This is a genomic window from Oscillospiraceae bacterium (assembly GCA_031265355.1).
Classification (GTDB): Bacteria; Bacillota; Clostridia; order Oscillospirales; family UBA929; genus JAIRTA01.
In genome coordinates, this window is the sequence record JAISCT010000061.1 from 22403 (window position 1) to 34068 (window position 11666).

An 11666-nucleotide genomic window follows, 5' to 3' on the forward strand; every position below is an offset into this window, starting at 1 on the left:
CGATGAGTCATTTGCATGAAACCGATTTTTTCGTTTCCCAATCTGTTTGCCAGCTAGTTGTGTCCGTTGCAGTAAAATTGCAACCTGAATGGTATCCACATCGACACATGCAAATAACATAGCTCAGAGTCTCCGTCGATGAAGCCTAAAAGTATGCAGATAGGAATGGTGGCGAATTTTAGATAGGGGGGTGTACTCCAAATGGCTTCAAAGAAAACCTGCTTTGTGATTACGCCGATAGGAGACCCCAAGGCAGAAATTCGGCGTAAAATGAATATGCTTACCAACGCCATCAAAGAAATGCTCAAGGATGACTTCACTGTGAAAGGACCCCTTGATTATAATAAGATAGGGGATATACCAAAATATGTGATCGAAGCTCTTACTGAGTCAGATCTTGTTATAGCAAATCTTTCTGGAGATTTTACAAATAATAATCCAAATCCAAATCCAAATGTGATGTATGAACTGGGAATCAGATATTCAATAGGAAAGCCTGTAGTTTTGGTTGCAGAGAAAGGAACCAAGTTGTCATTTGATATAAATCATGAAAAAGTCATTCAGTTTGGATACTTTGTGGATGATTTCGAAACATTCAAGGGGGAATTAGCAAGAACAATAACCCACATAGATTTTAGCAATTTCTATCAGGGACCAGTCGTTGATATTATCAAGGCTGGTTCTCCACCGTGTGTCTACAATCAATTTGCGAAAATAGTGGAAAATGTACATATATTTGCGGAGATATATTCTTATATCACTAGCGTTGACCATGATCATGGATTAGTGAACAAGGATGTGATAATATTTGCGCTCGATTTAAGTTTTACCAAAGCAGGAATTTTACAATTAGTAAATATAGTAAGTGATATTGATATTAGAATTCTCGCTCTTGATAGATCGGCTAAAGACCTAACTACATTTAAGGATGGTCTTTCATGGAACAGCGACACATTAGACAGCAATGTAAATGACTTGGCAAACTCAACCAATGCGATAAAAAGGAGGAATAATTCGCTTGAAGTTAGAAGTTCGTCTATTGCGTATCCTTATCAAGGTATTATTATTGATGACTTGTTATTCTTTAACTGGATTAATATTATAGATGGTAATAAAATTCAAGGGAACACAGTAACCCAAATGTTACAGCGAAATTCAGACGATGGTTTTTCAATGACTCAATTCGATTCGTTCAAGGCATGGTTTGAATACTATTGGAAGTATGCAAGAGTACGCTATTCCTCGGATCATTATTAATAACTCTCAAAATCAAACATACCACAAGGCATCCGTCGTATGATTGAGAATCTCCTTGCCGCGATTCGCCTTGCGGAATGCGCGGGCAGAGCGAATGAATTTTTCCCCAACTTCAACTATATCACAATTTTTGGTTCCGATTATGCCGAGTGCACTACGATAAGAATGAATCCATCGCTAAGTGACGAGGCATTGTCAATCATCAGCTATGGGCATATCGGCAGCCTGTTTTTCAACTGCGACTTGCTCGGCTATGGATTCATGGGGTTATCGACATTTTTTATTGCGTTTACAATGGCGCCAAAAAGCAAAAGCGATAAAGTTCTTCGCGGATTGCTGTGGGATCATGAGGTGTTCTTTTTGCCTTGCCTGATTGTCCCTATGTTTCCTGTTTTTACAGTGGGAATGAGTACTGTTCTGGGAACCATTTCGCTGGAAATATGGTGCGCGTATTTTATACCTATCTGCATTTTAGGCTATAGATATTTTCGCAGAGAACAAAATCGACCCGCAAATCATCGACCTGCACGCGAGAAGAAACGCCATTAGGGCGAATCGTGATTCGCCCTAATGGCTGTGCATCGGCAATCCCTACCAGACGACACAAAAAGGCGGCGGCTTTGAGAGATGTTCAAAGCCGCCGCCTTATATTGCGCGCCGCCCTCGATCAGATGAAGCCCTTTGACGTCAGGAAATCGCGGGCTACGTCGGCGGGGTTTTCGCGCTGGCCGTCCACACGGAAATTGAGCGCCCGCATGGTCTCGTCGTCCAAGGACCCAGCCAGGCGGTTCACGAGCTCCACCAACTCCGGATAGGCCTCCGCCACCTCCGCGCGGAGAATCGGCGCCGCATGGTAGGGCGGGAAAAACTGCTTGTCGTCCTCCAGCACCACAAGATCGTACTCAAGGAGCAGTCCGTCTGTGGAAAAGGCGTTCGTCACCTGGATCTCATCGCTGTTGATGGCCGTGTAACGGAGCGTGCCCTCAATCGCCAGTTCGTTTTTGAATGCCATGTCGTATGTTTTCTTCAGATTGGGGATCCCATCGGCGCGGTTCAAGATTTCGAAGCTCACTCCCAGCACCATGTCCTGCGACACCTTGGCGAGATCGGAATAGGTTTTGAGGCCGTACTGCTCCGCGGTATCCGGCCGAACGGTGAGCGTGTAGGTGTTGTTGAACCCAAGCGGATCGAGCATCAGCAGCTCGTAGTCCCGCTCAAGATCCTGAGCCGAAATGTCGTAAACCTCGTCGGCCGTCTTGATGTCGTTGTACCCCAGATAGTTCGCATACACCGTGCCGGTGTAGTCAACACATAGGTCGACGTCGCCGCTCTGCATGGCCGCAAACAGTACGTTGGAACTCAGTTCGCGCTTGTACTCCACCTGAATGTCCGTGTTCTCCTCCACCAGGATCTGAAGTGCGTTCCCAAGGATATCCTGCTCCGTGTAAGCCTTTGCTCCGACGACGATGCTGCGGCTCTCCTTCGGCCCGCAGCCGATGAGCAGCAGGAAGATCGCCGTCCCCAGCAGCAGCGCGATGACTCTTTTCTTCATATCGACCATCTCTCCTCTCTCCCCCTTCGGGGTGTTCGAAAATTTTTTAAAAATGTCAATTTTGTTTGAAACAGGCGGGCGTCACCAGCTTTTCCACCAAGGAAAACAGGAAGTCCATCAGCAGCGCCAGCAGACAGGCAGGGACGGCGCCCGCCAGGATTTGGTAGTCGTTGAGCGTGCGGATACCCGAGTAGATCAGGTAACCAAGGCCGTTTGCGCCGATGAACGCGGCGAGCGTCACAAGCCCCACCGAAGTGACGGCGGAGATGCGCACGCCCGCCATGATGACCGGCAGTGCCAGCGGCAGCTTGACCTTTGCGAGCACCTGGATCCTCGTCATTCCGATCCCCTTCGCGGCCTCAAGCGTCTCCGCGTTGATACCGGAGAGGCCCGTTACCGTGTTTTTGATGATGGGCAGCAGCGAATAGACGACGACCATGAAGACCGCCGGTCTCTCGCCGATCCCGAGCAGGGGGATCAAAAAACCCAGCAGCGCGATGCTGGGGATGGCCTGCACCACATTGGCCACGCCCAGCACCGGTTTCTTCAGCTTCCTCCGATAGCTGATTAGCACCCCCAACGGAACGCCGAGCGCTGTCGCGATGACAATGGAGAGCAGCGTGAGCTGCAGATGCTGAAACAGCCGCGTCGCGATCTCCCCGGCACTCTGGGTCAGAAATGTGAACAGACTCACGATGTCACCGCCTCCGTTTCGTCCAGATAGGGCCGGCTCAGCGTCGTCAGCAGGCTGCTCTTGGTGATGAGCCCCGCCACAGTGCCCGCCTCGTCGAGGACGGGAACGGCGGAGAGCCCGCCGCGGTTCACAATCTGCAGAACCTCCACGATATTCTCGTCGGGGGAGACCTTCTCGAACTGACGCCGCATCACGCGCGAAACGGGGACGCTCCGGTCCGCGCAGGTCTGCACTTCTCTGGCCGAGATGATGCCCAGCATGCGCATGTTCTCCCCAGTGATCAGGAGGCTGTCGACCTTGCGCGTGCGCATCCGCTCGATACAGCGCATGACCGTTGTGTCGGCGGAGGCGCAGACGGGATTTTGGATCATGATATCCCGAGCCCGGATGAAGGCCGGGGACGACCAGATCCGATTGCGGCCGATGAAATCGGCGACGAACCCATTGGCAGGATGCTTCATGACCGCCTCCACCGTGTCGTACTGCACAACGCCGCCCTCATGGATGAGACAGATCCTGTCGGCGATCTTCACGGCCTCGTCCATGTCGTGCGTCACGAAGACGATCGTCTTGCGCACCCGCGCCTGCAAGTCGGCCAGCTCGTCCTGGAGCTGAGCCCGCGTCAGCGGATCGAGAGCGGAAAACGGTTCGTCCATCAAGATCACCTCGGGGTCGCACGCAAAGGCCCGCGCTACGCCGACACGCTGCTGCTGTCCGCCAGAGAGCTGGGACGGATAACGGTCGAGGAACTGCTCCGGGTCGAGGCCTACCATCCGCATCAGCTCCGCGCTTCGCGTCTCGATGTCCGCCCGGTTCACCCGCTGAAGCCGAGGGATGATCTCGATGTTCTCCCGGACCGTCATATGGGGGAAGAGCCCCGTCTGCTGGATCACATAGCCCATGTTCCGGCGCAGCTCGATCTCGTCTTGGGCCGCCGTGTCCGCCCCATTGATGTATACCCGGCCGCTGGTCGGACGGATCAGCCGGTTGATGATCTTCAACAGCGTCGTCTTCCCGCAGCCGCTGGGCCCAATGATGACCACCAGCTCGCCCTTTTCGACTTCAAATGAGATGTCCGACACGACCACCTGCTGCTCATACCGCTTTGTGATGCCCTCAAATCGAATCATACCCCGCTCCTTTCCCGCACAGCCACACGGTTCTGCCGCCGTCTGGATGCCGCGAAGAAACAATCTGCACCCTATCGGCAAGTTGTTTCTTTGGACAGTATATCACGCCGGTTCCCAGGCGTCAACTGTCAAGGCCGCAAAAAACCGCGGCGGCGGCTCAGCCCTGCAGCAGCTTAACGGCGGCGGCGTAGGTCTGGTCGTTGCCGATAAGGTAAAAGATGTCGCCCTCGCAGAAAGTGGCGTAGGGCCCCGGCGACACGATCAATCGTTCGCCGCGTCGAATGGCGATGATCGTGCCCCCGGTGTTGTGCCAGAAACGCAGCTCATCGGCCGTCTTCCCTATCACGGCCGCCCCGGCGGTGATCCGAAGCTCGTAGGGCGTGAGAGGGCTGATACTCTTCAGTCGCTCGGCGGCGTCTACAAGGATCTGAATCTTCACGGTCATCTCGGCGGACTCCTCCGCCTGCCGCCGGGCCCACTGCGTGATCTGCCGCTGCAGTGCCGTCACACTCTCCACCTGCTGCTGGTGCTCGATAAACTCCCGCGCTTTTTGGACGGAAACGACCTCCACGCCGCTACCCTTCTCGATGGACAGGATCCCGACGTCCTTGAGCAAGTGGACGGCCTTGCGGATCGTCTCCGGCGATGTCTTGTAGTGCGAGGCCAGCACGGACCGGCCAAACAGCTTCTGCCCCTCCACATAGGTGCCGCTCACGATGTTCTCCGCGATGCCGATGGCGATCTTCCGGTAGGCCGACGTCGTGACCTTCTGTGCACTTTCCATGGCACTCTCCCGCCGTTTCCCCAGCGCGCCGCCGCCCGCACGGGCGGTCCAGATTGCATCTGGCGCGCATGATTTTAGTACCTTGTTGCCGCGAAGCGGCAACAAAAAACAAGAATTTGGGTTGTGGGTTGCAGGTGCAACCCACGTTAGATTATTGTATTGCATAGAACGGAAAGGGTCAAGAGATTTAGACGGAAATTGGGGCAGCGCGGTTGCTTTTTTGCTCCAGCTGGATTATAATAGGGATTGACCTGACAAAAAAGAGTGTTCTGATTTGGAAGGCGTGCCAAAGGACGACGCCCGCCTCTTCGGGCGGGCGCGGTTGTCCGTCTCCGTCGGCGCCTGTGGGCCCGGGGCGGCGGCTTTGTCTTTGTACGCCTTTCGGGGCGCCATTTTTTTGCGCGGAGCCGCGCACGCCCCGGAAAGGATGGGTTTTATGTACACACAAACCACAACTCACGCCGCCGAGCCGGCCTGTTTTATCGATGAAAACTACATCCAAGGCCTTCTGGAGGAGACCGCGCACCCCTCCGGCGCGGAGGCCGATGCCGTGCTGGATCGGGCGGAGCGCTTCGAGGGCCTGACACACCGGGACGTGGCGGTGCTGCTGAACACAACGGACCCAGCCCGCCGCGCCCGCCTCTTCGCACTGGCGGGGCGCGTGAAGGAGCGGATCTACGGGGAGCGGGTCGTGTTGTTTGCCCCGCTCTACATCAGTGACTACTGTGTCAATCACTGCACCTACTGCGGTTTTCGCTGCCCCAACACCTTCGAACGCCGTCAGCTGACGCTGGACGAGGTGCGGGAGGAGGTGCGTATTTTGGAGAAGATGGGGCACAAACGCCTCGCGCTGGAGGCGGGGGAGGACCCGGTCCGCTGCCCCCTCTCCTATGTCCTCGATTGCATTCGGACCATCTACGACATGAAGTTCGAACGCGGGGAGATCCGGCGGGTCAACGTCAACATCGCCGCCACGAGCGTCGACTCCTTCCGGCTGCTGAAGGAGGCGCAGATCGGCACCTACATCCTGTTTCAGGAGACCTACCACCGGCCCACCTACGAGACCGTTCACCCCATCGGACCGAAGCGCGACTACCTGTATCACACCATGGCCTTCGATCGCGCGATGGAGGCGGGCATCGAGGACGTGGGCGGCGGCGCGCTCTTTGGCCTCTACGACCCCCGCTTTGAGGTGATCGGCCTGATGCTCCACAACGAGCACCTGGAGGAGACCTTTGGCGTGGGCTTCCACACGATTTCAATGCCGCGCATCCGCCCGGCCGAAGGGGTGGAGGAGACCTCCTACCCCTATGCCGTGGACGACGAGCTCTTTTTGCACCTGGCAGCCGTCATCCGGCTGGCCGTCCCCTTCACGGGGATGATCATCTCCACCCGGGAGAGCCCGGAGATGCGCCGGAAACTCATCGGCATCGGCATCTCCCAGATCAGCGGCGGTTCCAGCGTAGAAGTGGGCGGCTACGGCAAACGGGCGCGGGGCGGCACGCAGTTCGTTTTGTCCGACAGCCGGGCGGCGGACGAGATCATCACCTGGCTGATGGAGGAAGGGCTGGTCCCCAGTTTCTGTACCGCCTGCTACCGCAAGGGCCGGACCGGCGATCGCTTCATGTCGCTGGCGAAGAGCGGCAATATTCGCAACGTATGCCTGCCGAACGCGCTGATGACACTGAAAGAATACAGCCTCGATTACGGCGACGCGCCATTTCACACGCTGGCCGACCGGCTGATCGCGGACAAACTGCCGCACATCGCCAGCGACAATGTCCGGACGCTGGTGGCACAAAAATTGCAGCGCCTGGAGGAGGGCCAACGGGACTTATATATCTAACATGGGTTGCACCTGCAACCCACAACCCAAATTCTTGTTTTTTGTTGCCGCTTCGCGGCAACAAGGTACTAATAGATAACAGCTGGGCGCCTCCATTCACTGTTATCTGTTATCTGTTCACTGTTATCTGAAAAAGGGGATGCGCCGTATGAATACCACGCCGCAGAGCAACCGCCTCACCGTATCGATCTTCGGGCGGTGCAACGCCGGAAAATCGGCGCTGTTCAACGCCATCACCAACACGGAAAACGCCATTGTGTCCGACATGCCGGGCACCACCACCGACCCCGTCAGCAAGAGCATGGAACTGCTGCCGCACGGCCCCATCGTGCTCATCGACACGGCGGGGCTGGGCGACGACAGCGCGCTGGGCGCGGCCCGCATCAAAAAGACGCAGTCCATTTTAAACCGTACCGACTTGGCTCTGTACGCCATCGACGCGCAGGCGCCCGCGCTGGACGACTACCGGGACTTCGCGCAGGAATTTGCCCGGCGCGCGCTGCCTTGCCTGCCGCTGATCACCAAGAGCGACGCCGTACCGGCGGCCGCGCTTGCGACGCTGTCCGCACAGGTCCCGGACGCGCTGCCCGTCTCCGACCGCCGGCCGGAGGAACTCATACGGGTGAAGGCCGAGATGTCCCGACGGTTGGATACGCTCCGGGAGGACCGCCCGATGCTGCGGGACCTGCTGCCCGCCGGTGCGGTCGTCGTCATGGTGGTGCCGGTGGACAGCGAGGCGCCTCGGGGCCGGCTGATCCTGCCTCAGGTCCAGCTCATTCGGGAGTGCCTGGACGGCGGCCACCGCTGCCATGTCACAACGGAGAAGGAACTGCCGCAGGCGCTTCGCGAGCTCAAACGGGTGGACCTGGTGGTGACAGACTCTCAGGCGTTCGCACTCGTGGCCCGCACTGTGCCGGCGGAGATCCCGCTTACCGGGTTTTCCATCTTGATGGCCCGGCAAAAGAGCGATTTGTCCGTACTATTGGCAGGTGCGCAGGCGGTCTCCGATCTGCAAGACGGCGACCGGGTGCTCATCGCGGAGACCTGCACTCACAACCACAGCCACGAGGACATTGGCCGGGTGAAGATCCCGGCGCTGCTGCAAAAGACGACGGGCAGGGCGCTGCATCTGGACTTCGCGGCCGGGCGAGACTATCCGGAGCGGCTGGAGGACTACGCGCTCGTCATCCACTGCGGTGGCTGCATGATCTCCCGCGTGGAGATGATGAACCGGATCCGGACCGCCCGGGACAAACAGGTGCCCATCACAAACTACGGCCTGTTCCTCGCCCACTGCCACGGGATCCTTGAGAGGAGCACGGCGCCGCTGCGCGCCGCCGGGGAGGTGCCGCTCCATGTCTGATACACCGGCCCGGCCGGTTCCGCCGCTGCGCCTCGATAGTGACACAGACCTGCTCCGGATGATCCAAACCGACGACCCGGCGGAGATGGAGGCCCTGTTTCGTAGCGCCCACGCCGTGCGCCGGCGCCACTACGGGGACGGCGTCTACTTTCGGGGTCTGATCGAATTTACCAATTATTGTAAAAACGACTGTTACTACTGCGGCATCCGCCGCAGCAACGCGAAGCTGACGCGTTACCGATTGAGCCAGCCGCAGATTCTGGACTGCTGCCGGCAGGGAGACGCGCTGGGCTACCGCACCTTCGTTTTGCAGGGCGGGGAGGACCCTCACTGCACCGACGCGTGGATGGAGTCGGTGGTCCGGGCCATTCGGGCGGAGTTTCCGCACCACGCCATCACATTGTCCCTCGGGGAACGGAGCCGCGCGAGTTACGAGCGGCTGTTTTGCGCGGGGGCGGACCGCTATTTGCTGCGCCACGAGACGGCGGATGAAATCCATTACGGTCGGCTGCACCCCGCGTCCATGCGCCTGCGTGCACGCAAACAGTGTCTGTTCGTCCTCCGGGAGATCGGTTACCAGGTGGGCGCCGGCTTCATGGTTGGCTCCCCGTTTCAGACGGCGGCAGAGCTGCTCCGGGATTTGCGCTTTCTGCAGGAGCTTGCGCCCCAGATGGTGGGCATCGGCCCGTTCATCCCACAGGCGGACACGCCCTTTGGCCGGTACCCGGGCGGGACGCTGACGATGACGCTGAAGATGGTGGCGCTGAGCCGCCTGCTGCTGCCCACGGCGCTGATCCCCGCCACGACTGCGCTGGGGACAATAGCCCCCGACGGACGGGAACGGGGTCTTCTGGCCGGGGCCAATGTTGTGATGCCCAACCTTTCCCCCCAGCAGGTGCGCAAACAGTACGCGCTCTACGACAACAAAATCTGCACGGGCGACGAGGCGGCCGAGTGCCGGGCCTGCCTCGAGAGGCGCATCCGGTCCTACGGTCTGGCACCCGACCTCTCCCGAGGGGACTGCGCGGGCTGGCGGACCGATGCCCGGTACACCGGCGCGCCGGCGTGACGCGTCAGTGCGCGCGCGAAGCGGCGGAGATCTCCGAGAGCGCCTTCGAGGCCTCCATGTCAAACCGGTGGTGCCGGGCCATGTCGCCGAGCGCCAGCATGCCCACGACGCGGCCGTCCACCACCACCGGCAGTCGGCGCACCCGCCGCTCGGCCATCAGGCGGGTGGCCTCGCGCACATCCTCCCCGGGCGCCACGCCGATTACCCCGCGCGACATGATCTCCCGCACCCGGGTCTCTTCCGGGGCACTCTCGGCGGCCACACAGCGCAGCACGATGTCCCGGTCGGTAACGATCCCGCGCAGGCAGCCGTCTTCGGTGCAGACCGGCAGGGCGCCGATGTTGTGCCGGTCCAGCAGTCGGGCCGCCGCCGAGGCAGATTCGTCCGGCAGGACGCTGATCACATGGGGGCTCATGAGTTCCGATACCAGCATGGTATTCCTCCCTGTGCCTTCAATGTTTTGTGGTTTGATGCCTCTAACAACCGATTTGGGTGTAAAAAGTACGCCCGGCGCAACGCCGACGCGTTTCGCGTGTACATTATAAATCCAGTATGCGCCGCAGGCGCGTTTTTTTATGCACAGACGCTTTGTCTTCTGTCATATTGAAATCCGTAATATCACCTGTGAGCGGAGCTTGGACATAATCACGAGACGCGGCCGCCGATTCATATTCCCCCACACTCACTTCGTTTATACGCCAGCCGTTGCCGTTATCCGTTACAAGTTTGAGCGTAATGGGCTGTATAGCCGCCGCACCGCCATTCACGGCTTCAACGCTTGTAATCCAGATGATGTTTCCATAAACAGCCCAGTTGTTTATATCAAATTTACTGAGCTTTGTTACATCAATCCGGTCAGGCCATGGGCTTGACACAGCCCTGCCCAGGGCTGTGTCAGGGTTTGTCGCCCACATTTCCAGCAATTCCGGCGTCAGGAAGTCAGAGTAATATCCGCGAATCTGACTTGCCGCCTCTTCCTGCGGAACCATGAGTCGAACCTCTGAAATCTGCGCGCCGAATGCACTCACAAATTCTTGAATGCTATCCTCCTCAAAGTTTGGGTCATAAAGTGGTGCGGCGGCTTCTGATGGCGTTTCGGCTTGCGCTGGCTGTATGAATACTGCCAGCGCCGCCGTCTCGAAGTCACTTTGGAAATCCTCCCATGTAAGGCCGAAGTTTCCAATAAAATCGCCGGTCTGCTCTTTGTTGATAGTTACTCCTGACGTATAAGCCGCCTTATCAAGCTTGCCGTCGCTCGGAGTGTTTCGGAAAGCAAAGCTGACCTCTTCCAGATTGTCAATCAGGGCAAACAGCAATGCGGCATTTGTTGGCTGGGCGGTGATATTCCGCTCCCGCTCTGCGCCGTCCTGCTCGTAATAGAGCGTCAATGTATACGGCCCGGCGCCGTAGTCGTCGCCTATGGAGAAAAATCGTTGCGTCAATTCATCGCCGAGCGGCGGCAGAAGGTCTATTATCTTCCCGACAGCACTGTTGTTTCCGACGTAGGGCGTTCGCAGTAATGACAATGCCCTCAAATTGTCATCCATAGTCATCGGGAAAAGGCGGCTCTCTCCATTCACAGCGAAGCCCACCGTCAACACAGCGACAAGCGCGACCGCCGCGGCCATGATTATCCGCGAGGATTTCTTGAAATTCAGCACATTCTTAATCCGCTCCTTGATATCGCTCTCACCGAACGCCAAAGGCGACGCGCTGAATATCCGTCGGTTCATTGACAGCGACAGAAGCGTTTGCGAATAGTCCGCCTTGACGCCCATACCGAGTTCGCGTAAAACGCGCTCATCACAGGACATCTCCATATCGGCGCAGAGCAGCATGAACGCGGCCCAAACAAGCGGGTTGAACCAATGTAGGCACAGAAGTGCGAACGCGAGCAGTTTCACAAGATAATCGCACCGCTTGATGTGCGTTTGCTCGTGAAGCATGACATAGCGCAGCTCTTCCTCCGTC

General features: G+C 57.6%; 9 protein-coding genes and 1 pseudogene. 5 read left to right on the forward strand and 5 right to left on the reverse strand.

Going from position 1 to position 11666, the window contains the following annotated elements:
* The first annotated feature begins 201 nt into the window (after positions 1-201).
* Complete coding sequence (locus LBK75_09540; protein ID MDR1158523.1) at positions 202-1257, forward strand: nucleoside 2-deoxyribosyltransferase; 1056 nt, start codon at positions 202-204, stop codon at positions 1255-1257.
* Between the two features lie 39 nt (positions 1258-1296).
* Positions 1297-1806: a hypothetical protein gene (locus tag LBK75_09545; GenBank protein ID MDR1158524.1), complete on the forward strand. Its 510-nt coding sequence runs from the start codon at positions 1297-1299 to the stop codon at positions 1804-1806.
* A gap of 118 nt (positions 1807-1924) precedes the next feature.
* On the opposite strand, the pseudogene LBK75_09550 reads toward LBK75_09545, so the two are convergent.
* The 3 genes and pseudogenes from LBK75_09550 to LBK75_09560 all read right to left on the reverse strand — a co-directional run bounded on the left by LBK75_09550 (position 1925) and on the right by LBK75_09560 (position 5417).
* A pseudogene (locus LBK75_09550) lies at positions 1925-3503 on the reverse strand (ABC transporter permease/substrate-binding protein).
* Entirely contained in the window at positions 3500-4633 is a 1134-nt protein-coding gene (locus LBK75_09555) for an ABC transporter ATP-binding protein (protein MDR1158525.1), read from the reverse strand. The pseudogene LBK75_09550 and the gene LBK75_09555 overlap by 4 nt, the downstream one beginning before the upstream one ends.
* Before the next feature lie 157 nt (positions 4634-4790).
* On the reverse strand, positions 4791-5417 hold the full coding sequence (locus LBK75_09560) for a GntR family transcriptional regulator (GenBank protein MDR1158526.1): 627 nt from the start codon (positions 5415-5417) through the stop codon (positions 4791-4793).
* 436 nt (positions 5418-5853) lie between these two features.
* On the opposite strand from LBK75_09560, the gene hydG reads away from it, so the two are divergent.
* The 3 genes from hydG (at position 5854) to hydE (ending at position 9695) form a co-directional block, all read left to right on the forward strand.
* Complete coding sequence (gene hydG / locus LBK75_09565) at positions 5854-7263, forward strand: [FeFe] hydrogenase H-cluster radical SAM maturase HydG (protein MDR1158527.1); 1410 nt, start codon at positions 5854-5856, stop codon at positions 7261-7263.
* 148 nt (positions 7264-7411) lie between these two features.
* On the forward strand, positions 7412-8626 hold the full coding sequence (hydF, locus tag LBK75_09570; GenBank protein ID MDR1158528.1) for a [FeFe] hydrogenase H-cluster maturation GTPase HydF: 1215 nt from the start codon (positions 7412-7414) through the stop codon (positions 8624-8626).
* Positions 8627-8684: 58 nt separating this feature from the next.
* Positions 8685-9695 carry a [FeFe] hydrogenase H-cluster radical SAM maturase HydE gene (hydE, locus tag LBK75_09575; protein ID MDR1158529.1) on the forward strand — a complete coding sequence of 337 codons (1011 nt, stop codon included), beginning with the start codon at positions 8685-8687 and terminating at the stop codon, positions 9693-9695.
* Positions 9696-9699: 4 nt separating this feature from the next.
* Here the strand turns inward: hydE and LBK75_09580 are convergent, their stop codons facing one another.
* On the reverse strand, positions 9700-10128 hold the full coding sequence (locus LBK75_09580) for a CBS domain-containing protein (GenBank protein MDR1158530.1): 429 nt from the start codon (positions 10126-10128) through the stop codon (positions 9700-9702).
* 106 nt (positions 10129-10234) lie between these two features.
* Positions 10235-11666: DUF4825 domain-containing protein (locus tag LBK75_09585; GenBank protein ID MDR1158531.1), on the reverse strand; the 1432-nt coding region annotated here is incomplete at its 5' end.

What these genes read in the sequence shown, in the direction of transcription:
- LBK75_09540 (MDR1158523.1), top strand. Translation starts at nt 202, where the DNA reads ATGGCTTCAAAGAAAACCTGCTTTGTGATTACGCCGATAGGAGACCCC.
- LBK75_09545 (MDR1158524.1), top strand. Translation starts at nt 1,297, where the DNA reads ATGATTGAGAATCTCCTTGCCGCGATTCGCCTTGCGGAATGCGCGGGC.
- LBK75_09555 (MDR1158525.1), bottom strand. Translation starts at nt 4,633, where the DNA reads ATGATTCGATTTGAGGGCATCACAAAGCGGTATGAGCAGCAGGTGGTC.
- LBK75_09560 (MDR1158526.1), bottom strand. Translation starts at nt 5,417, where the DNA reads ATGGAAAGTGCACAGAAGGTCACGACGTCGGCCTACCGGAAGATCGCC.
- hydG (MDR1158527.1), top strand. Translation starts at nt 5,854, where the DNA reads ATGTACACACAAACCACAACTCACGCCGCCGAGCCGGCCTGTTTTATC.
- hydF (MDR1158528.1), top strand. Translation starts at nt 7,412, where the DNA reads ATGAATACCACGCCGCAGAGCAACCGCCTCACCGTATCGATCTTCGGG.
- hydE (MDR1158529.1), top strand. Translation starts at nt 8,685, where the DNA reads ATGATCCAAACCGACGACCCGGCGGAGATGGAGGCCCTGTTTCGTAGC.
- LBK75_09580 (MDR1158530.1), bottom strand. Translation starts at nt 10,128, where the DNA reads ATGCTGGTATCGGAACTCATGAGCCCCCATGTGATCAGCGTCCTGCCG.